We start from the raw sequence: 23,347 nt of genomic DNA on the forward strand, positions 1-23,347 counted from the left end.
TCATGCCCTTTGCCCAGCTCAAAGACCGCGCGCTCATTTCCGTTTCCGGCCCCGACGCCGAGCATTTCCTGCAGAACATCCTCACCACCGATCTCGACACGCTCGGGCCGGGCCAGGCGAAGCCCGGCGCGCTGCTGGCGCCGCAGGGCAAGATCCTGTTCGATTTCCTGATCTCGCGCGCCGGCGACAACAGTTTCTGGGTCGACTGCCGGGCCGACATCGCCGACGATTTCGTGCGCCGGCTGATGCTTTATCGGCTAAGGGCAAAAGCCGAGATTGCCAGGCAGGATCAGGTGGTTGTCACGGTCGCGTGGGGCGATGATTCAACCGCCTCATCTTCCGATTCAACCGCGCTTGCCGACACGCGTTTTCGCGATGTGGCGGTAAGCCGTGCTTATGGCGGCGGGGCAAGGGACGGTGGCGATCCTGATGGCTGGAAAGCCGTTCGCATCGCCAATGGCGTCGCCGAAAGCGGCTCCGACTACCAGCTCGGCGATGCCTTCCCGCATGACGTTCTGCTCGACGAAACCGGCGGCGTCGGCTTCAAGAAGGGCTGCTATATCGGCCAGGAAGTGGTTTCGCGCATGCAGCATCGCGGCACTGCGCGGCGCCGCGTGCTGATCGCGTATGCCGACGGCCTCCTGCCCGCTTCGGGAACCGAGCTCACCGTCGCCGGCCGGCCGGTGGGCGCGCTCGGCTCGGTTAGCGGCAGGACCGGGCTCGCCATTGCCCGCACCGATCGCGTCAAGGCGGCGGTCGATGCCGGCGAGGTGATCATGGCGGGCGATGTTCCGGTTACGCTCGCGATCCCCGCCTGGGCGAAGTTCTCCTTCCCTGAAGGCGCGGTCAGCGCGGAGGAGGCCTGATGGCGGCCGACCGGGCCGGCGCGCCGCCGCGCGCCTGGCAACGCATGCTTTCGGGGCGGCGGCTCGACTTGCTCGACCCCTCGCCGCTCGACATCGAGATTGCCGATATCGCGCATGGGCTTGCCCGCGTCGCCCGCTGGAACGGCCAGACCAGCGGCGAGCATGCCTTTTCGGTCGCGCAGCATTCGTTGCTGGTTGAAGCGCTCTATGGCGAGCTGGCACCGCAGGCCACGGCCGAAGCGCGGCTTGCCGCGCTTCTGCACGACGCGCCGGAATATGTCATCGGCGACATGATCTCGCCGTTCAAATCGGTAATGGGCGGCTCCTACAAGGATTGCGAGCTACGCCTGCAGCGCGCGATCCATCTGCGTTTCTCGCTGCCGGCGGAGCTCAGCGCGACCTTGCGCAAGGACATCAAGCGCGCCGACCAGATCGCCGCCTATTTCGAAGCGACGCTGCTGGCCGGCTTCTCGACGGCGGAAGCGACGGAGTATTTCGGCCGGCCGCGCGGCTTCTCCGCCGACCGTTTCGACTTCACGGCAAAATCCGTCACCTGGGCGCAAACGGCTTTCCTCAAGCGTTTCAAGACGCTCGAAGCCAGGCGCCAGTCCTCGCTTGCCGCCAGCTCGGCAAGCTAAACAAGGCACGCCGGCGACCGTCACTGGACACAACCGCCAATCAGTTTCATGAAAAGCGGCGCAGGTTGGCGTAATCTGCCACCGCAATGGCGTGCTTCGTCACTGAATGGGCGAGCGCCTGCCCCTAGATCCTGGTCATGCAAGATCAAGAGGCAATCATGTTTGACAGGAAGAGAAAGACAGCCCTTGTGACCGGCGCGTCGTCCGGCATGGGCAAGGAAATCGCCAGGCGCCTGATCCGGGACGGATATCAGGTCTATGTTGCCGCGCGCCAGATCGAGAAGATGGACGACCTCGCTGCGTTGGGCGCGCGCGCATTGCGCATGGACATTTCGAAGGACGCCGATATCGAGGCGGCTGTTGCCAACATCCTTGCCGAAGTCGACGGCGTCGATGTCCTGGTCAACAATGCCGGTTTTGGGCTTTACGGGCCGGTCGAGGAAATCGGCATCGATGAAGCGCGCTACCAGTTCGAGGTGAACGTCTTTGGCCCGGCCCGCCTGACGCAGCTTCTGCTGCCATCGATGCGCCGAAGGAAAGCCGGCACGATCGTCAACATCACCTCGATGGGCGGCAAGATCTACACCTTGCTCGGCGCCTGGTATCACGCGACCAAGCATGCGCTGGAAGGCTGGTCTGACAGTCTGCGGCTCGAGCTCGCTCCCTTCGGTATCAAGGTCGTGGTCGTCGAACCCGGCCTGATCGAGACTGGATTCGGCGATGTGGTCGCGGATGGGCTTCTGAAGCGATCCGGAAGCGGCGCCTATGCGAAGGTGACGCAGGCCGTGGCGAAGACGACCCGAGCAAGCTATGGCCATGGCCGCGGCAGCGATCCGAGCGTGATCGCCGAAGTCGTCTCGGCCGCCATAAGCTCGGCCAGGCCACGAACGCGCTACGCCGCCGGCAAATATGCGAAGATGATGATCGGTGTGAGAAAATGGTTCGGTGACCGCATGTTCGATCGCCTCATCCTCAGCCAGATGCGATGAGCGGAGCCGGGAGAACGGGCATGAGCGGAGTTCCAGGCGACAAATGCAAGGTGCCTCGGGCCTTCTGGCGTGCCGTGGAGCGTCTGGGCCTGCCCGCGCCGGCTGTGTTGCGCCAGGCCCGGCTTCCCGCCACCCTCCACCTCAACGAACAAGCCTTCGTCACGACCGCTCAGTATTTCGCGCTGTGGAGGGCTCTCGAGGAACTCTACGCGCAATCGGATCTGGGCATCCGGCTGGTCGAGGTCGCCGATACCGCGATCCACCCGCCTTCCACGCTCGCCGCTTTCCACGCTCGGAACTATCGCGACGGCATCGCCCGGATTGCTCGCTTCAAGCGACTTTGCTCGCCCGAGCAGTTGCATGTCGCCGACGAGAACGGCGAATGCATGATAAGTTCCGAGTGGCTTTACGCCAACGAGCCGACGCCTGCGGTCGCAACCGACGTCGCCTTTGCCTTTCTCGTCGAGCTCGGCCGGCGGGGAACGGGGCAGCATCTTGTCCCGCTTCGTGTCGAGTTGACGCGCCCTGACGACAAGAGCGGCGCGCATCGGGCCTATTTCGGATGTCCGGTCCGCTACGGCGCCGCGCGCGACTTGCTGGTCCTGCGTTCCGCCGATCTCGACCGTCCCTTTCCGGGCCACAATCCAGAGCTTCTCGAGATCCTCACGCCTGCGCTGGCCGCCGCGCTCGGCGAGCTTGGCGCGCAAAGCTCGATTGCTGAGCAGGTGAAGGTCGTGTTGAAACGGAGCTTGGCGAGTGGAAGGCCGGAGCTCTCCGACATCGCGCGCGAGCTTGGGATGAGCGAACGCACGCTGCAGCGGCGCATCACCGAGGAAGGAACCAGTTTCCGCGAGCTTCTCATCAACGCCCGACAGGAACTCGGCCGGCAGCTGCTGTCGGATCCGACAGCCGACATCGACGAGGTCGCCTGCCTGCTCGGCTATCAGGATGCGAGTTCCTTCTACCGCGCGTTTCGCGAGTGGGAGGGCACGACTCCCAATCGCTGGCGGGAACTCAATTTCGATAGCTCGAAACAGGTTCCGGGCAGCTTCATACACTAGGTTTCACCGTTTCACAGAAACGGCGAACCGCTCTATCCCATCGTTTCAACGCAATTTCGGGCGGCAAAACTGCTCGCTTTTCGTGGAATTGCTCCAGTTGCAGCCGTGCATCCGTTCGGCACAATCTTGGAATGCGCCGCGCCACTGGCGTTTTGTGCAAGTGGATTGGCGCCCTCCGTCACTGTGCCGCCCGCCCACAGCCGCTATCCAAATCCTCGTCGAGTAACCCCAGCCTTCGCGAATGACGAGGAAAGATCATGTCCGGCAAAGTTTGGTTCATCACAGGCGCATCGCGCGGCTTCGGCCGCATCTGGGCCGAGGCCGCGTTGAGGCGCGGCGACAGGGTGGCGGCGTCCGCTCGCAACCCTGCAAGCCTCGCTGACCTCAAGAAGAGTTACGGCGACGCCGTGTTGTCGCTGGCCCTGGACGTGACCGACAGCGAGCAGGTCACCGATGTGGTCGAGCAGGCACATCGCCATTTCGGCCGTCTCGATGTCGTCCTTAACAATGCCGGCTACGCGCTGGTCGGTGCGGTGGAAGAAGCGGCTGAAGTGGCCATTCGCGCCGAGTTCGAAACCAACTTCTTCGGTGCATTACATGTAATCCAGGCCGCCCTGCCATTGCTGCGTGAGCAAGGCAGCGGCCATATCCTGGCCGTCTCCAGCGTCTCGGGCATCGTGGCGAGCCCTATCGTAGGCTTTTACAACGCCTCCAAATGGGCGCTCGAGGCTCTGCACGAAAGCCTCGCCCAGGAGGTCAAGAGCTTTGGCATCAAGGTGACGCTGCTGGAGCCCGGCGCCTATGCAACGGATTTCTCCAGCCAATCGTCGCTCAGAATGTCCGGCAGCCTTGAGGCCTATGCGGCCCTCAAGGCTCAGGTCTTCGCCGCGGGCGCGGCAATGGAATTCGGCGATCCGCAGGCCACGGCCGAAGCCGTGCTGAATATCGTCGATCTGCAGGAGCCGCCGCTGCGCTTCTTTGTCGGCACCGAAGGCCTGCCGGCCGCCCGCGCAGCCTATGCCGACCGTCTGGCCACCTGGGAAGCGTGGGAGGCCCTGTCGAACGCGGCTCAGGGCACATCGAGGAAACACGCCATCGCGTCGCTTTAGCAAGATCCGGCGCGGGGTCCAGGGCCGGCAACTCTCGCTTTGTCGGCTACGACATCCATTCAAGAAGCTCACAGGCTCTTCCGAGGAGGCTCAATGCAAGGCGATTTCTGGATGTTCTTTCGGTCCTGGATGGCCGCACCGCTGCGAGTGGCAGCCATCGCTCCATCCGGCAACGCGTTGGCGGGGATCATCACCCAGGATATCACCTCCGGCACGGGGCGGGTGATCGAGTTGGGACCCGGCACCGGCGTCTTCACGGCAAAACTCCTCGAGCGCGGCGTGCGACCGGAAGACCTCACCTTGATTGAATATGGTGAGAATTTCGCGCGGCATCTGGAAGCTCGATATCCTGGGGCGCATGTGCTGCGGATGGACGCGGCTCGCGTCGGAGAGTTGGAATATCGTGATGCGCCGGTGGGGGCGGTGATCAGCGGCTTGCCGCTGTTGAGCATGCCCGACCACAAGGTGATAGCAATCCTCGACGGTGCATTCGCGCATCTGCGGCCCGGAGCGGCATTCTACCAATTCACCTATGGGCCTCGTTGTCCGGTTGCGCGACCTATCCTCGAAGGACTGGACCTTATCGCGACGCATGTCGGGCGTACGATGTTGAACGTTCCGCCTGCCTCCGTCTACAGGATCTCCAGGCGCCCAAGCGGTAAGAAGAAGGCCGCGGCTTTCAGCGGTGCGGGAGAACCATCCTGGACGAGCGCCTGATGACGCTCGGCCAAAGGCAAGGTTCCTGTTGTGAATTCAACCCTATAAAAGAACGCTAAATTAACCGGCGAGCAGGACAGTATTGCGTTCGGTCACGGTCCGAAGGCGTGCTCATGCCCGGCGCACATGTCAAGACTGGTTCGGTCGCCGGAAAGCGAAGAGCGGCCGCTGTTGGCCCGGTTCGACGAATAGCCGAAGAACTTCGTGCCCAGAACGAGCGTTTCGCGGCCGCCGTCGAGAACATGTCGCATGGGCTATGCATGTTCGACGCTGAGGAGCGGATGATCATCTGCAACCGGAACTATATCGACCTCTTCCGCCTCGACGCCAAGGTGGTGAAGCCTGGCATCCGCTTCTTCGACATTCTGCAACACAGCGTCGATGTCGGCGTCGCCTCGCAAAGCGCCGAAGAACTCTATGCCGTTCGCAAGCCTTACATCGACGGCGCCGCGCCTTCGACTTATGAGGAGACGCTGGCGGACGGACGCATCATCGTCATCTCGCATCGCCCGCTGGCTTCCGGCGGCTGGGTGTCGATCTATGAGGACGTGACCGTGCAGCGTCGCGCCGAAGAGGAGCTGAAGGAGCAGCACCGCCGCTTCGACGCCGCTTTGGCCAACATGTCGCAAGGCCTGCTGATGTATGACGCCGACGGCAAGATGATCGTGCGCAATCAGCGTTTTCTGGAACTCTACAAGGTCGCCGCGGCGGACTTCCCCTATGGAACGACGCATCGCGACGCGCTCGAACGGCTGCTGGAGCTCGGCATCTACACCAAGCTCGACGTCGACAGCGAAGTCGCCAAGACCCAAACCTGCCTGCAGGCGGGGAAGATGCACTCGACCTACCGCTACCTATCCGACGGCAGGACGTTCCTCGTCGTACGCCAGCCGATGGGCGGCGGCTGGGTGGTGACTTTCGACGATGTTACCGAGCAGCGGCGCGCCGAGGAGCGCATGACGCATCTTGCGCATCACGACACGCTGACCAACCTGCCCAACCGCTCGATGTTTCGCGAAAAGCTGGACCAGGCGCTTGGCGAGGCCAAGGCCAAGCCGCTGGCGATCCTCTCGCTCGACCTCGACCGCTTCAAGGCAGTCAACGACACATTCGGCCACCCGGCCGGAGACTGGCTGCTGAAATGCGTCGCCAAGCGGCTGCTGCACGCCGTGCGCAGCAGCAAGGATATGGTGGCCCGCTTCGGCGGCGACGAGTTCGCCATCATCCAGTTCGGCATCAAGAGCGCTGCCGACGCAGAAAAGCTCGCCAAGCGCATCGTCGAGATCGTCGGCAAACCCTATCGCGACAAGGGACGCGAAATGCATGTGGGCGTGAGCCTCGGCATCGCGCTCTATCCCGGCGACGGACACGATGCCGACACGCTGCTCACCAACGCCGACATGGCGCTCTACCGGGGCAAGAGCGAAGGTCGCAATGTCTATCGCTTCTTCGAGCCGGGCATGGATGCCCTGATGCGGGAGCGCCGCGCGCTTGAATTGGATCTCGAAGCAGCCCTTTCCAAGCGCGAGTTCGAGCTCGATTTCCAGCCGATCCTCAACATCGGTTCCGGCGAAATTGTCGGCGCGGAAGCCCTGATGCGCTGGCGCTCGCCATCGCGCGGCCTGGTGTCGCCTGAAAACTTCATCCCCGCCGCCGAGGAGACCGGGCTGATCGTGCAGCTCGGCGACTGGGCGCTTCGCAAGGCTTGCAGCGTGGCTGCCCATTGGCCGCCGGAGATGCGGATGGCCGTCAACGTCTCGGCCGCGCAGATCAAGAGCGGCGGCTTCGCCCGCAGCGTGATCTCAGCGCTCGCCTTTTCGGGCCTGCCGGCCAACCGCCTGGAGCTCGAAATCACCGAAACGGTGATGATGGACGAAAGTGACGCGGTGCTGAAGACGCTCAGCCAATTGCGCGGCCTCGGCGTGCGCATCGCGCTCGACGATTTCGGCACCGGCTATTCCTCGCTCGGCTATCTCAGACGCTTCCCCGTCGACAAGATCAAGATCGACCGCTCCTTCATCCGCGACCTCGACAGGCGCGACACGGCGGCGATCGTGCGCACGGTGATCGGGCTTGGCGCCGAACTCGGCATCACCGTCACCGCCGAAGGCGTCGAGACCGAAGCGCAGCTCGACATGCTGCGCAAGGCCGGCTGCGGCGAGGCGCAAGGCTATCTGATCGGCGTGCCGGCCAAAGCGGCGGACATGAGCCGGCTGCTCCGTTCCCAGGCGCTGCTGCGCCAGTCAGGCTAATTTCTGGCCGTTAACGCGCCGGTCGCCTAGAGCGTTTCACCGTTTCACGGAAACGGCGAACCGCTCTATCCCTTTGTTTCACGCAATTCCGGACGGAAAACCGCTCACACCTTTCCTGGAATTGCTCTAGCGCAGCGCCTCGATGTACTTCTCGTGGAAGCTCACATAGCCCGGCTCGACCACCTTGAGGTGCCGCTCGATCAGCCGGTGGAATTCCGGCAACTGGTGGAACGGCACGCCCGGATAGGCGTGATGCTCGGCATGATAAGGCATGTTCCAGGCGAGCTTGCGCACGAACCAGTTGGTCAGCGTCGTGCGGGTGTTTTCCAGCATGTTGGCGACGAAGGGACAGCGGCCGTGCTCGGCCAGAAGATAGAGCCTGAGGAACGGCTGGCCGAGCAGCGCCGGCACGATCCAGACAGTGAGCAGCACCGACGCCTTGAACCAGGCCGCGAGCGCCAGCAGGACGACATAGAAGGCGATCATCGCCCGCGCCTCGGCCTTCACCTTCGGCAGACCCTTGGGCGGCACGTAGCTGTCCCGGCAGCGCCCCATTGCATTGGTGTAGAGCGTCTTGAAGTGGCCCCACCACACCGGCAGCCCTGAGACGTGGACGAGGTACTGCCGCAATGTCTCGGGCTTCGGGAAGGCGAGCTCCGGATCGTTCTCGGGGTCCTGGGTGAAGCGGTGATGGGCGAAGTGGAAGTAGCGGAACCAGTCGGCGGGCAGCGCGATCGCCAGGCTACAGAACCGCGCGAGGATATCGTTAAGCCACTGCGTTTCGAACGCCGTCCTGTGCACGGTCTCATGGAGCAGCGTGAACAGGAAGACGATCAGGATGCCCTGCGGCAGCATCAGGACCGGCCAGAACGGCACCTTGGCCGCGATCAGCGCGCCAAGGGCGACGATCGCGCCGAGATGGAGCGCAAACTGGACAAGGCCCGGCCCATCGGATTTACCGGTCAGCCGGCTGCGTTCGTCATTGGTCAGCGAGGCTATCACCTGGCGATGGTCTACGGTTTCGTGATGGTCGATTGCGTTCATGCAGCCATGGTACTCAGAAAGAAACCTTTCGAAAAACGAGGATTTCTGTGAAATAGATAAGATCGCCTTATCTTTTGGAATCGCATGGTCGCCCTTCCCTCCTTGCGTGGACTTCAGGCCTTCGAGGCCGCAGCACGCACCGGCAGCTTCGCGGCCGCGGCGGACGAGCTGTCGGTTTCAGCGGCGGCCGTCAGCCAACTCATCCGTACCGTCGAGGAACAGCTGGGCCGAAAACTGTTCCACCGGGTCAACCGGCGGGCCGTGCTGACCGAGGCCGGCGTGGAGATGCTGCCGAGGCTCAGCATGGCCTTCCGGGAGATCGGCAGCGTCGCAAGGGATGTCGGCGGCGATGCATTCCGGCCAAGGCTCGTCATTTCAGTGCCGCCTTCCATGGCGATGGGCTGGCTCTCGGAGCGGCTCGCCGGTTTTGTCGCCGGCCATGGCGCCGCCGACATATCGCTTAGAGGCGACGACGATCCGGTGCCATTCGATCACGAATTGATCGACATCCGCCTCTCTTACGGTCCCCATTACCGGCAGCATCCGACCGAGGAAATCGTCAGGGATACCGTCTACCCCGTTTGCGCCCCGACGCTTTCCGGCGCGACCAGATCCGACGGCCTTGCCGGCCTGCCGCTCATTCACACCGACTGGGGTCCGACCGGTGCGTCCTTCCCCTCCTGGCGCAACTGGTTCGAGGCGGCGGGAAGCGAGCCGGACCGCGCGATACAGCGCGGTCTCTCCGCGAACTCGTCTCGGGCAGCGCTCGATCTCGCCATTTCAGGACTGGGCGTGGCGCTGGCGCAAGGCATCTATTGCGCCCAGGCGCTGGAGGATGGAAGGCTGGTCCGGCCCGTGGCCCGATCGCTGGCGTTGCGCCAGCCCTATTGCCTGACCATTCCGGAACGCAGCGCAAGGCGCGATGTCGTGGCTGCGTTCCGCGAATGGCTGATCGGGGAATGCCGGCGCACCGTCGGATCGCCGGCGCTGGGCGCCCAGTCCTCCGAGACGTAGTTCAGGGAATTCGGGCAACGGAGCACCAGTCCTTCGCGCCCGCCCGTTTTTCAGTCAAACGAAGCAGCAGGAGATCTTTGATGTCGCTCGAACTCATCAATCCGGCGGACCTGCCGGTTCCGGAGATGTATACACAGGTTGTCGTCGCGACGGGATCCAAGCTAGTGTTCATCTCGGGTCAGCAGCCTGAAGACATAAACGGCAAGCTCGTCGGGCACGGTGATTTTGCGGCGCAAGCGCGCCTGTCATTCGCCAATCTCGGCCGAGCGCTGAGCGCGGCGGGCGCCCGGCCCGACCAGGTCTGCAAGATCACGATCTACATCGTCGACTACAACCGCGACGAACATGTTCCGATCATCGAGGCCGCGCAGATTTCGCTGTTTGGAGATCACAAGCCGGCGAATGTGATCGTCGGTGTGGCGATCATGTCACCAGGCTACCTCATTGAGGTCGACGCGATAGCTGTCGTTTGAGGGAGCCATAGGAAGGATTGAACGAGCGCAGTTGGCGCCAACCTGCGAGGTTTAGCCGTATCGCTCATCCCTTCGTCATACTCGGGCTTGACCCGAGTATCCATGCCGTGATCTCTGCCGCGGGGCGCAACGGTGCAGAATTCTGTAACCGCTGCAACGCCTTAGCGTAACGGTATAGATCCTAGGGTCTGCCCCGCGTCGCTTCGCTCCTTGCTCCGCCCTAGAATGACGATCACGCGGATGTCATTGCTGGCTGTGGCTCGGACGACAGCCCAAATTCGGTGAAAGTGCACTTTTTGCAAGCAGGCATATGACAGCAAATTAGAGTGACACTGCACTATTTGGCTTCCGCTCCGAAGCCTTTCAAAGATGCGCCGCCAGCGCAACCACCATATCCTTGCTGCTGGCCACTGGAATGATCTCGAACTCGACAAGGTCGTTCCACTCGATGGCCCAACGCTGCAGGATCGTGACATCATCCGCCTCCACCAACAGGAAGCAGCGGCTCATGTCGGCAGCGATCCAGCTGTGGTGGACAACGAGCTCGTCCGGCTTCAAACGGCCCTTGTCGCGAAAGCGGCGGTAGATCTCCTTGCGGTCCGCGCCGTGAAAATCCTCGATCACGAAGAACAGCATGCTTTTCCCTCGGTTTGAATAATTGGAACTGAGGAACTGAGGAGATTAGGAAATGATGGACTGATGGCGCAAGGACAGGCGGTTCCGCCAGACACTCCATTCTTCAGTTCTTCAGCTCACCAGTTCCTCACTACTTCTCCGGCCGGTCCAGGCGTTCCAGGAACCACTGCGTCAGCCGCACCCAGAGCTCGTCCTTCTCGCCGGAATCCTCCCAGCCATGATCGAGATTGGGGTTGTCGTTGACCTCGATGACGAAGACCCCGTCCTTGGTCTCCTTGAGGTCGACGCCGTAGAGGCCATCGCCGATGCATTTTGCCGCCCGCACCGCCGTTTCGACGACATGGGGCGGCGTCTGCTTCAGCGTGAACGTCTTGATGCCGCCCTGGTCGGGCTTGCCGCTGGCCTTGTGGTTGACGATCTGCCAGTGCTTCTTCGCCATCAGATAGTGCACGGCAAACAGCGGCTGGCCGCCGAGCACGCCGACGCGCCAGTCATATTCGGTCGGGATGAATTTCTGCGCGATCAGGAGATCGGAATCTTCCAGCCATTCGGTCGCGAGCTTGGTCAGCTCCGCCATGTTCTCGCACTTCTTGACGCCGCGCGAGAAGGACGAATCCGGGATCTTCAACACCAGCGGAAAGCCAAGTGTCTGCGCCGCCACCTCGAAGTCGGAGGTGCCGGCGATCATTACCGTCGGCGGCACCGGCACCTTGTTGTAGGTCATCAGCTCGTTGAGATAGACCTTGTTGGTGCAGCGGATCATCGACAGCGGATCGTCGATCACCGGCATGCCTTCCTGCTGGGCACGGCGCGCGAAGCGGTAGGTGTGGTTGGAGATCGACGTCGTCTCGCGGATGAACAGCGCGTCGTAATTGGCGAGCTTGGCAAGATCCTTCCTGGTGATCGGCTCGACTTCGACACCCATCTTCTCGGCGATCCTCGCCCAGTAGCGCAGCGAGGAAATCTCCGACGGCGGCAATTCCTCATGCGGGTCGACCAGCGTCGCGAATGTATAGCGCGCCGGTGTGCGGCCCTTGGTGTCGCGCCATTCGCGGCTGGTGTAGGTCTCCAGGCACTGCAGGAAGAACTCTTCCTCGCCCTCCGTCATGCGGGCTAAAGGCAGGAAGCCGATCTTGCGGATCGAAGCCCATTCTGCGCTGTCCTTGATATGGACCTCCAGCGCCGGCGCGCGGAACCAGTCGAACAGAAGCCTGGTGAAGCGGTCCCAGACCTTGGACGGGCCGATGCCGAAGAAGATCGCGACCTTGGCCGGAAAAGTCCCGCCGAGGTCCTTGCGGCATTTGTTCAAGGCAAGCTCGAGTTCCGGCAGGGCGTGCTCGTAGAGCTTGCGTTCCGAGAGGTCGATCATGGTCTCGACGGTCGGGATCACCCGGTGGCCACGCGAGCCGGCCAGCAGCGAGGCATAGTAGCCTCGGCTCTGATAGCCGTAATTGTTCGACAGGTTGATCACCTTCGGCCGCTGGCCGCGGAACAAAGCCGGATGCGCGAGATAGTCGCGGTTGGTGATGATCTTGTGGGGTGTGGCCACCTGGTCGAGATCGTTCTGCCTGCCTGTCAGGATAACCCAGGTCATTGTCTCAGCGTTTTCCCAGAGTGATAGCGGCGCGCAAGCCGTCGCGGCCGAATTGCGCCATGTTCATGAAAATGTCGTAGGGCACCGGAATGTTCGCGGCATCGAGGATTGTTTCCTGCCTTTCATCCTCGACCCAGGGATCGTGGATCAGGATATGGTCGCCATCGTCACCGATGGCCAGCACCCAATGCGGCACCTTCTTGCCGAACATAAGGAAGCCGCTGATCAGCACCACCACGAGCTTGCCCTCGGCGAGGGCTTGGCGGATATCGCCGATGCCGAACGGGCGGTAGTTGACCGGGATGCCGTAAAGTTCGGCGCGGCGGCGGAAATCGACCTGGGCGAGCTCCATCACCCGGCGCTTGTCCTGGCTCCTCACCGACTGCAGGAACAGCGCGCCGTAGAAGGAGACGAATATCTCGGCGGCGAGCCCGCTCTCATAGCCGGCGACGGCCAGGCCGAAAGGCTCGCAGCCGCCGGGACCCGACATCATGAAGACCGTGGTCGCTTCGCGCCAGAGGCGGATTTCCATGACCGGATCGGGAACGAAGCCACGGTCGAAATTGGCCATCGCCATCATCAGGCAGCACGGGCCGCAGGTGAACTCGCAGGTTTGCTGGTAGAACGGCACTTTGGTCGCCGTGGGCGTGTCGCCGCGCAGCGTCTTTTCGTAGCGCAGCGCGGTCGCGCCATCCTCGTAGTAGTCGGGCTCGCGGCCCAATTTCCGATAGCCGGCCTGCTCGTAGATGCGGATGGCCCGATCATTGTCCTCGCGCACTTCGAGGCGCAGCAACAGACGGTCGTGCTCGAAGGCCGCCTCTTCGGCGGCGGCCAGCAGAAGTCGGCCGATGCCGAGGCGGCCGAAGAAGGGACCGACAGCGATGGAGTAGAGCCGCGCCACGCCGCTGCCCTTGCGAAACAGGACCACCGCATAGCCGGCGACCCGGCCCTCGTTCTCGGCCACCAGCATCTCGGCGGTCTCGCGTTCGATGAACTGGCGGAAGGAGCGGCGCGACAGCCTGTCGCCAGGAAAAACAGCCTTCTCGATGGCGGCGAGGTCATCGACGTCTGACGCGCGGGCCTTGCGGATCTCGGCAGGCATGCGGGCTTGGGAGAACCTCGATTGGGTTTAAGAAACGGCCCCGATGGATGCGTCGCGAATACTGGCCGAAGCGCCAGTATTCATCAAGCGCTATCGCTCCTTGATTAGGGCCGAATTGTGACAGTTTCCGCGGCAGCAGCAAAGGGCCAAGCGTTTGAACAGAATTGCTGTTCAAGCGACTGCCGGCCGCCGAAAAACGCAGCCGCTTCAGCTTGATATGCCGGCCAGCAGCTGGCCATAGGCGCTCTTTGCGACGTCCGACAGGCGCTCCGGCGGCAATGAGCCGACGACCGCGCAGGCATAGCCCTTGTCGAGCCAATAGACTGCTTCCGGTCCGCCCGCCTCGGCCGCGTAGGTGCCCTTGGATGTCTCCGACGATTCGGCGGTGACGTAGAGCGAGATGCGCTCGCCCTTGGCGTCCTCATAAAGCAGCATCGCCGCCTTGCCCTGGCCGCCGGCAGGCAACAGCCGGCCGCCGACCAGCTCGAAACCCTCGGCCGCAAGATCGGGCGCGACCAGCTTCAGCCCGACACGGTTCGACAGCCAGGTCTGGAGATGGTCCTTATCGCTCGCTGGGACTTCGACGGCGTGGCGCTTCTCGGCGGCGTAGGTGACATGGGCGGCGATCGCCTGCTCGGCGAGCTGGTCGTCACTTTCGCCGCGGGCGATGCTGTCGACACCGGCGACATAGCCGCCGAGCCCGCCGACCGCGAGCATTACGGCCGCGGCGGCCGACAGCCACCAGCGCGAGCGCCAGACCGATGCTTTTGCAGGCGCCTCGCCAAGCACGACCTGCCGCAGCCTCGCCGGCACCGGCTCGTCCATCACGCCTGCCAACGCGGCGCGCATGGCGGCGCGGTCAGCAATGTAGCGTACGGACTTCGCCTTCATCTCGGGATTGGCCTCGAGCCAGGCATCGTAAGCCATGCGCTCCTCGCCCGGCAGCTCGCCGTCGAGGGCCATATGGATATCGCGTTCGGAAAAATCGCGGCGGGTCATTTCTCGACGATCCTTATCGTGCGTCGGCGCGATGTGTCGTCGAGCAATCCTCGCAATTCCTCGCGGCCGCGCGCGATGCGCGACATCAGCGTGCCGGCCGGCACGCCAAGGATGTTGGCGGCCTCGGCATAGGAAAAGCCCTCGATGGCGACCATCACCAACGCCGCGCGGCGATCGGGGCTGATCGCCTGCAAGGCATCCATGATCTCGCGCGAGGCGATGGTCTCGACCTGATCGGCGGGCGCGGCTTGGGCCTCACCGGCTTCGAGAGGCAGCATCGCCGCCTCGCCGCGCCGGTTGACCTTGCGCATCTGGTCGATGAACAAGTGATGCATGATCGTAAACAGCCACCTCCGGGGGCTTTCTCCAGTCTGCCAGTTGTCGAGCCGCACAAGCGCCCGCTCCAGGCAGTCCTGGACAAGGTCGTCGGCGGAATCGCGGTCGCGCAGCAGCGAGCGCGCATAGCGCCGCAACCGCGGTATTTCGCTCAGGATCGCTGCCTTCTTGTCGTCCATGACCGCTTGTTTCGTGGTCGCTTTCCATCCCGATAAAACGCGCCTTCCCGGCGCGGTGCAAGCAGTCAGCGCGAAGCGGCCGAACCGCTGCGATTACCCAAGCAAAGTGAATAACGCGGGCGCGGGCCGGTTTATTCCCGGCAATCGCGAGAAAACCTAACTATCTCAAATCCGTGAGCAGGAAATCATTGCCTTTGTAGAGCAGCGGAGTGCCGAGAGCTTTCGCGCAGCCATAGGCAAAACAGTCACCCAAGTTCAGGTCAGCTTGGTGACCGACGGCCTTGCCATAATGAGCGCTGGCATCGATCGCACGCGAACCGATCTCGTCGCCAATCGGGACATTTTCCCCGCCAATTTCCACAATGAGTTGATCCACCAGGTCGCGAGCCTTGAGGAGTGCTTCAGCGGTCGGCTTGCGGGAACCCGCGCCGGCTTGCGCCAAAGCCTGCGTCGCTTCAAAACGGACCATGGCAGAGACGTAGAAGTCGACAGGCCGGGAGAGTTGCTTGGATAATTCCTCCCAGCCCGGTTCCTGGTTGAGAATTGCGACGATCACCGAAGCGTCGACAAACATCAGTCTTCCCACATCTCATCGGTGAATTTCTTCATATCGAAATCGGGATTGGGCAGACCGATCTTCTTCGCCTCCGCTTGAAGCCGCGCAATCCGATCGCGCAGCGGCACCTTGGCGCGATTGCGTTCCAGTTCGTGAATAAGGGCTGTCCGCACCGCCTCAGTCTTGCTCAGTGCGTTTGTTTCACGCTGCAATTTTGCGGCCAGAGCATCGACTTCATCGTCACGTATGTAGAGCGGCATTTGAATATCCTCTTCTGAATATTCAATATATACAGCATCAGATATCCGATCAGGAAATCTCCCTGCTCTCTCGCGCGGCCCGCGTCAGCAGCCGCTGGTAGAATAGGCCGATGCCGATCAGCACGGCGCCAAGGCCGATGAAGGAGAGCGCGCGCAGCACGCCTTCGAGTTCCGACATGTCGAAGAGGAAGACCTTGACCACCGCCACCGCGATCAGCACCGCGGAGGCGATACGCAGCACCTGCGATTTCAGCCAGACGCCGGCGGTGAGCAGCGCCACGCCGATGACCAGCCACAGCGCCGAATAGGTGTAGGTCTCGAGCTGGCCGAGCCCACTCCACAAGGCGATGAACTCACCCTTGAACAAGCGACGCACCGAGAGCGTGGCATAAGCGAAGGCAAGCAAGGCAGCGACCAGCGCCAGCATCGCCGCATACCATCGCGGGCGCTTGTCGCGGACATAGAGCGCCAGCGCGCCGGCGGCGACCGCCGGCAGCAGATAGGCTAGGAACAGAAGGTTGAAGACCGGGATCGTGCCCGTCGACTCGTCCGTCAGCAGCGGGTTCAGCACGACGAAATGCTGGACCGCGATCAAGCCTGCCGAGACCACGCCGGCAACCATCGAGCCATAACGCAAAACCGAGCTCGGCGAGCGCATGTCGATGGCGACCAGTATGGCGCCGGCGCCGAGCGCGATCAGCGTGTAGATCGCCTGTTCGGCAAGGGTGACCGCGCCGGTGTCGATGACGCCGCCATGCATGGCATGGCGCACCAGCATGGCGATGGTTAGCAGCGCGAACAGCGCCGAGGCCGCCTCCATGGCAAGGCGCGGCCTGCCGCTGGTGGTGCGTGCGAGTTGCCAGGCGGCGAAGCCGAAGGCGAGCGCCGGCACGCCATAGCCCGGCAGCAGCCAGTTGAAGACCGGCGTCCTCGACAGAAACGCCGCGCCGACGATGGTCGGATCGAAGGCGACGCGGCCGAGCACCGCAATCGCCGCGCCCACCGCGATCCAGCCCAGCACGGGGTAAGAGCGCCAGCGCGTGGCCAGCGCCGGCAGAATGGCGGCGGCGCCAAGCAGCATGGTCGTCCAGCCCGAGCCGAAGGCCATGTGCAGCATCAGCAAGCCGGCGACGCCGGCGCCGCCGAGCGCGAACGACACGGCTGGGCCGCCGGTCAGCGGCGGCTGCTCGGCGCGCGCGATCCATTCGCCGCCGACGGCAAAGACGAGCATCAGCAGCAGGGCCGGCAGCGCGTAGCCGAAGTCGCGGTCGATATCGCCGAAGGTCAGCCACAGCGCGGTCAGCACCACCAGCGGGGGAATGACGCCCCAGGCCGCCCAGCAAGCCGCGCGCAGCGGAGCGGTGGCGGCGAAGCGGCGCGCCGCCCAGAAGCCGGCGGCAAGGAAGACCAGGCCGAGCGCGATGCCGATGCGGAAAGTCAGCGCATCGGACGATGCCAAAGGCTGGGCGTCCAGCCCGACATCGAGCGCACCGGCGCCGATGATGGCGGGCGGGATGATGCCGAGATAGATCAGCACTGTGGCGATGCCGGCGGCGAAGACCAGCGGAAGCGCGCGCGGCCGGTAGAGCGCCACCGCGACCAGCGCGGCCAAAAGGATGGCGCCGTGCAAGGCATCGCCGGCGTTGGCAAAAGCCGGATCGACAGACAGGCCCAGCGCGCTCAGGGCGATGAAGAAGCCGGGCACGATCGATGGCCAGTCGAAGCCTCGCGCCGCTTCGCCGCGGCCAGTGGTGAAGAACGGGGCGAGCCAGACCAGGGCAAGCACGGCCAGCGTGGCGAGGCTGATGAACAGGACCGCGGCGAGGTTCACGTCCGGCGCGTCGACCATATAGAGGATGGTCCAGATGCCGGCGCCGGCGAACGCGGCTGCCATGAGCGCCTTCCAGTCGCGGATGCGGGCAGTTGCCGCGCTCGCCGCAAGCACGATCGCCAGATAGACGAACAGGGCCCAGGGATTGGGCGCCTGCGATGCCACCAGCGCCGGCGTGACCATGGCGCCGACAAGGCCGATGCCGGCCAGCGCCAGGCCATGCACCAGCGAGGCCCCGATGGTGGCGACGCCGATGACGCCAAGCAGCGCGAAGGCGGTCGCCGGCCCGATAAAGCCATAGACGCCATGCGCGGCATAGACCGTGCCGAACAGGATGAAGGCGCCGGCAGCCGTCAGGATCGAGGGGATATAAGCGCCGGCGGCGCCCTGCACCGGCACCCTGAAGCCGGTGCGGCGGATGAATTCGGCGCCGGCAATCAGCGCGAGACCAAGGATACCGGCCATCGCGAGGCGCACCCCTGGCCGAAAATGCCGGCCTCGATCGTGTAGCGGATCAGGAACAAGCCGCCCAACGCCAGCGCGATGCCGCCGACCCAGACCGCCCAGCGCGTGCCCAGCGCCGTTTCGACATCGGTCTGGCGCGCCGCCTTGGCGGGCGCCGGCGTCGCGGCCACAGTGGGGGGTTGCGCCGGTTCGATCGGCTTGGCGGATTGCGCCGCGACTGACTGGGCCTTCGTCCAGGGTCCGGCCACGGCCTCGCCTTCGGCGGCCTCGGGCTTTGCGACGACCTCCTCGGCCGCGGTCGTGCCGTCGGCCAACGGCGTGGCAGGCGCCGCGGCTGCCTTGATTTCCCCGGGAAGACCTTCCTGCGCGGCGTCCGCCTTGGGCGCGGACAGCGAAGCTCCCGACTGCACCAGGCCGCGCAGGATGCCGAGCTCGCGCTCGACCAGCGCGATGCGGTTCTGCTGTCGTGAAACGATGACGAAAAGAGCTATGACGGCGGCAATGGCGATCAGGCTGAAAAACATGGTGGTTTCCCTCAAAACCAGACCAGTCGTGGCCAACAAATGCGGCAACGAAGCGACTGGCTCAAATCAGCGTCTTGCCAATTAACAAGATCGGGCCGACTAACAAGATCGAGCATGTTTCGCGGCCGATTGCCAGCAACTTGCCGGTTTATCCGCCGTCGAGCCCCAACACTGCCCGCATGGCGGGCGGGATCGCGCGACGTCGGCCGCGAAATACTCGCGCTAGTCTCGCGCGATCAGAAGCAATGCCGTGGGGTGACCGATGCCGCAGCGAAGTGCCGGCCTGCTGATCCACAGACACATAGGCGGGGTGTTCGAATTTCTGCTCGTCCATCCAGGCGGTCCGTTCTGGGCACGCAAGGATGAAGGCGCGTGGTCGATCCCGAAGGGACTGATCGGCGACAATGAGGATGAGCTCGAGGCCGCCAAACGGGAAGCCGAGGAGGAGCTCGGCGTCGCCATCGACGGCGACTTCCGGCCGCTCGGCAGCTACAGGCAGCCGGGCGGCAAGATCGTGGTGGCGTGGAGCGTCGAGGCCGATGTCGACACAAACGCCATCAAGAGCAACATGTTCACCATGGAGTGGCCGCCGAAATCGGGAAAGATGAAGGCGTTCCCCGAAGTGGATCGGGCCGGCTGGTTTTCGTTGCCCGAAGCCGGCGTCAAGATCCTGAAAGGCCAGCGCGCCATGCTCGACGATTTCCTGGAACGGCGGGGCGCCGATTAGTTCCCTCACCGCGCCGCGAGATTGCCGACCGGGAAGATCGAGCAGGTCTCGGTGCCGAAGGCAAGGAGCTTGCCGTTGCCATCCTTCAGCGTTGCTTCGGAGACGGCCAGCGTGCGGCCCTTGTGGATGACCTTGCCCTCGCAGATCACCTCGCCCGTCCTCGGCATGATCGGCCGCGTCAGGTTCACCTTGAACTCCGCCGTGGTATAGGCCTCACCCTTTTCAAGCAGGGTATGGACCGCGCAGCCAAGCGCGGAATCGAGGAGGGTTGCCGCCCAGCCGCCATGCACGGTGCCCAGGGGGTTGAGGTAGCGCTCGCTCGGCATGCCCCGAAACACCGCACGTCCTTCCGACACTTCGGTCAAGATGAAGCCAAGCTGATGGGAAATCGGCGGCGCCGGATATGCGCCGGCCGCAAGGCGTTGCAGCAGCTCGAGCCCGGTGTATTTCTGGATATCGTCATGCGGAACCGTGCCAAGGCCGAGCGGCGAGACCCGGCCTGGATAAAGCTCGACTTCGCTCACTATGTGGCCCCTCCGCTGGATTCGCTGCCGATCGCCTTCAACGCCGCATGATGCCGGCGCAGCGCGGCGAGGAAGCCGGCGCGGGCATCGGGCGGCTCGAGGCCGCGGGGCTCGTAGACATGGCGGGTGAGGAAGAAGCCGCTCAGCCGGAAGGCATCCTCGAGCGCCGCCGCGTCGGCGCGCAGGCCGGAGCCGCGCTGCAGGAAGGCCGGCAGCGCCAGCATCTTGTCGTGCCAGGCAGCGCCCGCCGCGCGCGAAACGGCGCGGCCGGATTTCGGCGAGACATAGGCGAGGTCCTGCCTGGAGCCGGTCGCCGCGCATTGGCTGAGGTCGAGGCCGAAGCCCAATTCGTCGAGGATGAGCAGTTCGAAGCGTGCCACCAGCTCGCCCGCCGCATCGGCATCGCTGAGATGGGCAATCATCACGGCAAGCGCCTCGTAGAGGCCGCCATGGGCGTCGCGCTCGGGCAGGAGCCTCAGATGCGCGGCCATGGTCTGCAGACCGTAGACGGCGACCGCGCTGTCCATCAGCCGCGCGGCATTCATCTCGATCGCCTCGGCCTGGAAGACGCCGAGATGCTCGTCGAGCCGCGCCCGCCACAAGAGGTCGACGCGGTTGCCGGGCTGCAGGACCGGCTGCTGCTTGCGCGAGCGCCCTCCCCGCACTAGGCCGAGATGGCGGCCATGGGTGCGCGTCATCACCTCGAGGATGGCGCTGGTTTCGCCATGCCTGCGAGTGCCGAGAACGATTCCCTCGTCGCGCCATTCCATGGGCGGAGCTTTTCACCGATCGGGAGGCGAAATCAAGGACACGAGCGGCCCGCCAGCCAATCGTCGGCTTTCGGGCTCGTTGGAGATTTTCATTGGCTGCGTCGCGAATGGCAGCAATGCGAGAGCCGGACGAGGATGTTCGTCTCTCTATTCCAGATACGGCGTCAGTACATCTTCGATCCATTTCATGAATGCGCGGACTCGGCGCGACAAGTTGCTCCGATGTGCCACGACGAGGGACACGGGGAGCGCCCGGCGACGAAAATCGGGTATGATCTCCACAAGCGCACCACTCTCCAAGTATCGGCCAATCCCCAAGAGTGGCGCCTGAATCAGGCCAAGGCCGGCGAGGGCGGCGGCTTCGTAGTTCTGAGCGCTGTTGACGTGTAGCGCACCTGGTAACTGAAGCGTCGCGTAGCTGTCGCCGTCCGGATATTCCCATCCAATGGGTCTTGCGCCCAGCATCGTCGAAAAATGAACTGTCCGATGTTCCTGACGCTGGAGATCTTCTATCGATCGAGGGACGCCATAGCGCGCCAGATAGGCAGGACTGGCGGCGTTGACCATGCGTAACTCGCCCAGTGGACGGGCAATCAGTGTCTCGTCTCTTATGGGCCCAAGCCGCAATACACAGTCGAACCCCTCCTGAACCAGATCGACTTGCCGATCCGTACTCGACAGCTCGAGCTCCAACTCGGGATGCGTCGCTATGAAATCCGGCAAGGCTGGCACGATCGTAGTGCGCGCCACCTCAGTCGGAAGATCGACCCGTAAACGCCCACGAAGTGCCACACGATCGCCTGCGAACATTGAGTGTAGATCATCGACTTCAGCAAGCAGATCGCGGGCGCGGGCATGAAATGCCCGTCCGTCCTCTGTCAACAGCACGCTGCGCGTCGTCCGGTGCAGGAGTCTGACGCCGACATCTTCTTCCAGTTTCCTGACCGCCGTTGAGGCCCTCCCTTTTTGGATGCCCAGGCTATCCGCCGCGCGGGTGAAGCTCCCCATTTCCGCGACCGTGTTGAAAATGAGGACGGGTTCAAGATTCTGCATTTTCGCCTCGGAATTGTTTCCTAAAAAGAGAACAGTTGGTTCGTTTCCTCAGCGTTTATCACAGCTAGGAGGCACAGTAAGCTTTGAATATGGGATCCCCCGTCGGAGAGCGAGAGTAACAAGTGTCCGAAACCATGAACCTTCATCAGATACCTGAAACTACGGCCTTGCATCGCGCCCTGTGGGCCGGCCGGATAATGAGCGCGTTTGTCGTTGTCGCTCTGGCGGCAGACGGCATGATCCAACTTTTCGCGCCAGCACAGATCGCGAGCGTGTTGCAGGAAACTGGGTTCGCGATGGGCCTGACCCGTGTCGTGGGTCCGATCATACTCGCCTGCGCCATCCTTTACGCCATCCCGGCCACCGCCGTCCTCGGCGCGATCCTGGTGACGGGTTTTTTGGGAGGCGCCATCTGCGCTCATGTCCGCATTGGTGAATTGGGGTCGGCGCCGGAAATCATTTCCCTGCTTCTGGGTGCAATGACATGGGGCGGCCTTTACGCGCGTGATGCCCGTATCCGGGCCATTCTACCGCTCATCCATTGAACCAGCCGGGGCAGTGCTCTGTCCCTCAACATCAGGAGAAAACACATGTTTTTAGTAATGGGAATCACAGGAAAGGTGGGCGGCGCAACGGCAGAACATCTGTTGGCGCACGGCAAGAAAGTACGCGCACTGGTCCGCAATCGCGAGAAGGCGTCAAGCTGGGCGAACCAGGGCGTGGAACTGGTTGACGGCGATTGGAATGATCCGGCAGCCATCGAGCAGGCGCTCAAAGGCGTCGAAGGCGCGTTCGTCATGTTGCCGGCCGTCTGGACGCCCTCGCCTGACTACAGAGAAGCAAAGGGCGTGATTTCGAACTATGTCTCAGCACTCACCAAGGCAGCGCCGCCACGGCTGGTAGCGCTTTCGTCGATGGGTGCCAACAGGACCAGCGGGCTGGGGATGATCACGGCCTTGTCGCTTCTGGAGCAAGGTTTTCGCGACCTGATATCGCCAATCGCATTTGTGCGCGCAGGCGGATTCTTCGAAAATTTTCTTTACGGCTTGCAGGTTGCGCAGGGCGGAACGCTGCCGGTCTACTACAATCCGACAAACCGGAAATCGACCATGGTCGCGACGAACGACATCGGCGCGGAGATCGCAGCCCTTTTGACCGGGCCAGCGTGGTCAGGGCGGCGCATCGTGGAGATTGGTTCGATGGTGACCGCGGATGAAGTCGCGGAGCAATTGGGTGAAATCCTGAACCTTGACGTGAAAGCCTTTGCAATCCCGCGTTCTGGGTGGGCGGAAGCATTCGAGCAATTCGGCATCCCGAAGGGCCACTCCGGACCTGCCGAAGAAATGTTTGAGGCCGTGAATGCCGGATGGATGGACCTCGGCGTCGCGGGTACGGAGCACGTAGCGGGTACGATGTCCGCACGCGATGTATTCGAGGCTGCACAAAACGCCGCCAAGGCGTAGGTCCGAGTCAGATCAGGCATAGACGGAGACTTCCTGCCTCCGCGGTCGGACGCGAGGCGGGAAGCGCTCAACAGTTCAAAGTAACGCGAAGCGTCTCCACCCCCGCCTAATCTTCTGAGTCTCCCGGAGATTTAGTTGTTTCTGTCTTGTTATGCCCGCGTTCGG

The 23,347-nt window shown here is 63.3% G+C and carries 23 protein-coding genes and 1 pseudogene; 12 read left to right on the forward strand and 12 right to left on the reverse strand.

The features are described from left to right. The first annotated feature begins 2 nt into the window (after positions 1 to 2). The 7 genes from ygfZ to DPM35_RS02290 all read left to right on the forward strand — a co-directional run bounded on the left by ygfZ (position 3) and on the right by DPM35_RS02290 (position 7,632). Positions 3 to 866, forward strand: a complete 864-nt coding sequence (gene ygfZ / locus DPM35_RS02260) for a CAF17-like 4Fe-4S cluster assembly/insertion protein YgfZ (RefSeq protein ID WP_112125692.1) — start codon at positions 3 to 5, stop codon at positions 864 to 866. After that, the gene (locus tag DPM35_RS02265) at positions 866 to 1,504 is read left to right on the forward strand and encodes a YfbR-like 5'-deoxynucleotidase (RefSeq protein WP_112125693.1); all 639 of its coding nucleotides are present in this window, start codon (positions 866 to 868) and stop codon (positions 1,502 to 1,504) included. Before ygfZ ends, DPM35_RS02265 begins: the two co-directional genes overlap by 1 nt. A gap of 158 nt (positions 1,505 to 1,662) precedes the next feature. Next, the gene (locus DPM35_RS02270; RefSeq protein WP_112125694.1) at positions 1,663 to 2,493 is read left to right on the forward strand and encodes an oxidoreductase; all 831 of its coding nucleotides are present in this window, start codon (positions 1,663 to 1,665) and stop codon (positions 2,491 to 2,493) included. Between the two features lie 20 nt (positions 2,494 to 2,513). After that, a complete protein-coding gene (locus DPM35_RS02275) occupies positions 2,514 to 3,554 on the forward strand; it encodes an AraC family transcriptional regulator (RefSeq protein ID WP_112125695.1) in 1,041 nt (346 codons plus the stop codon). A gap of 257 nt (positions 3,555 to 3,811) precedes the next feature. Next, the gene (locus tag DPM35_RS02280) at positions 3,812 to 4,663 is read left to right on the forward strand and encodes an SDR family NAD(P)-dependent oxidoreductase (protein WP_112125696.1); all 852 of its coding nucleotides are present in this window, start codon (positions 3,812 to 3,814) and stop codon (positions 4,661 to 4,663) included. Between the two features lie 93 nt (positions 4,664 to 4,756). Next, positions 4,757 to 5,380, forward strand: coding sequence for a class I SAM-dependent methyltransferase (locus DPM35_RS02285; RefSeq protein ID WP_112125697.1), 624 nt, complete (start codon positions 4,757 to 4,759; stop codon positions 5,378 to 5,380). Positions 5,381 to 5,640: 260 nt separating this feature from the next. Further along, a complete protein-coding gene (locus DPM35_RS02290) occupies positions 5,641 to 7,632 on the forward strand; it encodes a putative bifunctional diguanylate cyclase/phosphodiesterase (protein ID WP_245431401.1) in 1,992 nt (663 codons plus the stop codon). A 126-nt stretch (positions 7,633 to 7,758) separates the two neighbouring features. On the opposite strand, the gene DPM35_RS02295 is transcribed toward DPM35_RS02290, so the two are convergent. Continuing rightward, entirely contained in the window at positions 7,759 to 8,676 is a 918-nt protein-coding gene (locus tag DPM35_RS02295; protein WP_112125699.1) for a fatty acid desaturase family protein, read from the reverse strand. A gap of 84 nt (positions 8,677 to 8,760) precedes the next feature. On the opposite strand from DPM35_RS02295, the gene DPM35_RS02300 reads away from it, so the two are divergent. Beyond that, positions 8,761 to 9,690, forward strand: a complete 930-nt coding sequence (locus DPM35_RS02300; RefSeq protein ID WP_112125700.1) for a LysR substrate-binding domain-containing protein — start codon at positions 8,761 to 8,763, stop codon at positions 9,688 to 9,690. An 80-nt stretch (positions 9,691 to 9,770) separates the two neighbouring features. Further along, positions 9,771 to 10,163 carry a RidA family protein gene (locus tag DPM35_RS02305; RefSeq protein ID WP_112125701.1) on the forward strand — a complete coding sequence of 131 codons (393 nt, stop codon included), beginning with the start codon at positions 9,771 to 9,773 and terminating at the stop codon, positions 10,161 to 10,163. A 363-nt stretch (positions 10,164 to 10,526) separates the two neighbouring features. On the opposite strand, the gene DPM35_RS02310 is transcribed toward DPM35_RS02305, so the two are convergent. The 8 genes and pseudogenes from DPM35_RS02310 to DPM35_RS02345 form a co-directional block, all read right to left on the reverse strand. Further along, the gene (locus tag DPM35_RS02310; RefSeq protein WP_112125702.1) at positions 10,527 to 10,799 is read right to left on the reverse strand and encodes a DUF3303 domain-containing protein; all 273 of its coding nucleotides are present in this window, start codon (positions 10,797 to 10,799) and stop codon (positions 10,527 to 10,529) included. Between the two features lie 130 nt (positions 10,800 to 10,929). Then, positions 10,930 to 12,393, reverse strand: a complete 1,464-nt coding sequence (locus DPM35_RS02315; RefSeq protein WP_112125703.1) for a RimK family protein — start codon at positions 12,391 to 12,393, stop codon at positions 10,930 to 10,932. 4 nt (positions 12,394 to 12,397) lie between these two features. Further along, a complete protein-coding gene (locus DPM35_RS02320) occupies positions 12,398 to 13,495 on the reverse strand; it encodes a GNAT family N-acetyltransferase/peptidase C39 family protein (RefSeq protein ID WP_112125704.1) in 1,098 nt (365 codons plus the stop codon). A gap of 207 nt (positions 13,496 to 13,702) precedes the next feature. Beyond that, positions 13,703 to 14,494 (reverse strand): anti-sigma factor family protein, encoded by a 792-nt coding sequence (locus tag DPM35_RS02325; protein ID WP_112125705.1) that lies wholly within the window; start codon positions 14,492 to 14,494, stop codon positions 13,703 to 13,705. Further along, positions 14,491 to 15,009 (reverse strand): RNA polymerase sigma factor, encoded by a 519-nt coding sequence (locus tag DPM35_RS02330; RefSeq protein ID WP_112125706.1) that lies wholly within the window; start codon positions 15,007 to 15,009, stop codon positions 14,491 to 14,493. The genes DPM35_RS02325 and DPM35_RS02330 overlap by 4 nt, the downstream gene beginning before the upstream one ends. Before the next feature lie 160 nt (positions 15,010 to 15,169). Then, on the reverse strand, positions 15,170 to 15,583 hold the full coding sequence (locus DPM35_RS02335) for a type II toxin-antitoxin system VapC family toxin (RefSeq protein WP_112125707.1): 414 nt from the start codon (positions 15,581 to 15,583) through the stop codon (positions 15,170 to 15,172). After that, entirely contained in the window at positions 15,583 to 15,825 is a 243-nt protein-coding gene (locus DPM35_RS02340) for a type II toxin-antitoxin system VapB family antitoxin (RefSeq protein ID WP_112125708.1), read from the reverse strand. Before DPM35_RS02340 ends, DPM35_RS02335 begins: the two co-directional genes overlap by 1 nt. Positions 15,826 to 15,874: 49 nt before the next feature. Further along, a pseudogene (locus DPM35_RS02345) lies at positions 15,875 to 18,645 on the reverse strand (DUF2339 domain-containing protein). 262 nt (positions 18,646 to 18,907) lie between these two features. On the opposite strand from DPM35_RS02345, the gene DPM35_RS02350 reads away from it, so the two are divergent. Further along, positions 18,908 to 19,372 carry an NUDIX hydrolase gene (locus tag DPM35_RS02350; protein WP_112125709.1) on the forward strand — a complete coding sequence of 155 codons (465 nt, stop codon included), beginning with the start codon at positions 18,908 to 18,910 and terminating at the stop codon, positions 19,370 to 19,372. 5 nt (positions 19,373 to 19,377) lie between these two features. Here the strand turns inward: DPM35_RS02350 and DPM35_RS02355 are convergent, their stop codons facing one another. The 3 genes from DPM35_RS02355 to DPM35_RS02365 form a co-directional block, all read right to left on the reverse strand. Further along, complete coding sequence (locus tag DPM35_RS02355) at positions 19,378 to 19,896, reverse strand: PaaI family thioesterase (protein ID WP_112125710.1); 519 nt, start codon at positions 19,894 to 19,896, stop codon at positions 19,378 to 19,380. Then, positions 19,896 to 20,666 (reverse strand): DNA repair protein RecO, encoded by a 771-nt coding sequence (gene recO, locus DPM35_RS02360; RefSeq protein WP_112125711.1) that lies wholly within the window; start codon positions 20,664 to 20,666, stop codon positions 19,896 to 19,898. Before recO ends, DPM35_RS02355 begins: the two co-directional genes overlap by 1 nt. 147 nt (positions 20,667 to 20,813) lie before the next feature. Further along, on the reverse strand, positions 20,814 to 21,719 hold the full coding sequence (locus DPM35_RS02365; RefSeq protein ID WP_112125712.1) for a LysR family transcriptional regulator: 906 nt from the start codon (positions 21,717 to 21,719) through the stop codon (positions 20,814 to 20,816). Between the two features lie 122 nt (positions 21,720 to 21,841). Here DPM35_RS02365 and DPM35_RS02370 point away from each other — a divergent pair, with 122 nt between their 5' ends. Then, positions 21,842 to 22,264 (forward strand): DoxX family protein, encoded by a 423-nt coding sequence (locus DPM35_RS02370; protein ID WP_112125713.1) that lies wholly within the window; start codon positions 21,842 to 21,844, stop codon positions 22,262 to 22,264. A 45-nt stretch (positions 22,265 to 22,309) separates the two neighbouring features. After that, positions 22,310 to 23,182, forward strand: a complete 873-nt coding sequence (locus DPM35_RS02375) for an NmrA family NAD(P)-binding protein (RefSeq protein ID WP_112125714.1) — start codon at positions 22,310 to 22,312, stop codon at positions 23,180 to 23,182. Positions 23,183 to 23,347 lie beyond the last annotated feature (165 nt).

The sequence above is a fragment of the Mesorhizobium atlanticum genome (assembly GCF_003289965.1).
GTDB classification, from domain to species: Bacteria; Pseudomonadota; Alphaproteobacteria; order Rhizobiales; family Rhizobiaceae; genus Mesorhizobium; species Mesorhizobium atlanticum.

Excerpts from the sequence above, each read along its gene's own strand:
- ygfZ (WP_112125692.1), top strand. The coding sequence starts at position 3 with ATGCCCTTTGCCCAGCTCAAAGACCGCGCGCTCATTTCCGTTTCCGGC.
- DPM35_RS02265 (WP_112125693.1), top strand. The coding sequence starts at position 866 with ATGGCGGCCGACCGGGCCGGCGCGCCGCCGCGCGCCTGGCAACGCATG.
- DPM35_RS02270 (WP_112125694.1), top strand. The coding sequence starts at position 1,663 with ATGTTTGACAGGAAGAGAAAGACAGCCCTTGTGACCGGCGCGTCGTCC.
- DPM35_RS02275 (WP_112125695.1), top strand. The coding sequence starts at position 2,514 with ATGAGCGGAGTTCCAGGCGACAAATGCAAGGTGCCTCGGGCCTTCTGG.
- DPM35_RS02280 (WP_112125696.1), top strand. The coding sequence starts at position 3,812 with ATGTCCGGCAAAGTTTGGTTCATCACAGGCGCATCGCGCGGCTTCGGC.
- DPM35_RS02285 (WP_112125697.1), top strand. The coding sequence starts at position 4,757 with ATGCAAGGCGATTTCTGGATGTTCTTTCGGTCCTGGATGGCCGCACCG.
- DPM35_RS02290 (WP_245431401.1), top strand. The coding sequence starts at position 5,641 with ATGTTCGACGCTGAGGAGCGGATGATCATCTGCAACCGGAACTATATC.
- DPM35_RS02295 (WP_112125699.1), bottom strand. The coding sequence starts at position 8,676 with ATGAACGCAATCGACCATCACGAAACCGTAGACCATCGCCAGGTGATA.
- DPM35_RS02300 (WP_112125700.1), top strand. The coding sequence starts at position 8,761 with ATGGTCGCCCTTCCCTCCTTGCGTGGACTTCAGGCCTTCGAGGCCGCA.
- DPM35_RS02305 (WP_112125701.1), top strand. The coding sequence starts at position 9,771 with ATGTCGCTCGAACTCATCAATCCGGCGGACCTGCCGGTTCCGGAGATG.
- DPM35_RS02310 (WP_112125702.1), bottom strand. The coding sequence starts at position 10,799 with ATGCTGTTCTTCGTGATCGAGGATTTTCACGGCGCGGACCGCAAGGAG.
- DPM35_RS02315 (WP_112125703.1), bottom strand. The coding sequence starts at position 12,393 with ATGACCTGGGTTATCCTGACAGGCAGGCAGAACGATCTCGACCAGGTG.
- DPM35_RS02320 (WP_112125704.1), bottom strand. The coding sequence starts at position 13,495 with ATGCCTGCCGAGATCCGCAAGGCCCGCGCGTCAGACGTCGATGACCTC.
- DPM35_RS02325 (WP_112125705.1), bottom strand. The coding sequence starts at position 14,494 with ATGACCCGCCGCGATTTTTCCGAACGCGATATCCATATGGCCCTCGAC.
- DPM35_RS02330 (WP_112125706.1), bottom strand. The coding sequence starts at position 15,009 with ATGGACGACAAGAAGGCAGCGATCCTGAGCGAAATACCGCGGTTGCGG.
- DPM35_RS02335 (WP_112125707.1), bottom strand. The coding sequence starts at position 15,583 with ATGTTTGTCGACGCTTCGGTGATCGTCGCAATTCTCAACCAGGAACCG.
- DPM35_RS02340 (WP_112125708.1), bottom strand. The coding sequence starts at position 15,825 with ATGCCGCTCTACATACGTGACGATGAAGTCGATGCTCTGGCCGCAAAA.
- DPM35_RS02350 (WP_112125709.1), top strand. The coding sequence starts at position 18,908 with ATGCCGCAGCGAAGTGCCGGCCTGCTGATCCACAGACACATAGGCGGG.
- recO (WP_112125711.1), bottom strand. The coding sequence starts at position 20,666 with ATGGAATGGCGCGACGAGGGAATCGTTCTCGGCACTCGCAGGCATGGC.
- DPM35_RS02365 (WP_112125712.1), bottom strand. The coding sequence starts at position 21,719 with ATGCAGAATCTTGAACCCGTCCTCATTTTCAACACGGTCGCGGAAATG.
- DPM35_RS02375 (WP_112125714.1), top strand. The coding sequence starts at position 22,310 with ATGTTTTTAGTAATGGGAATCACAGGAAAGGTGGGCGGCGCAACGGCA.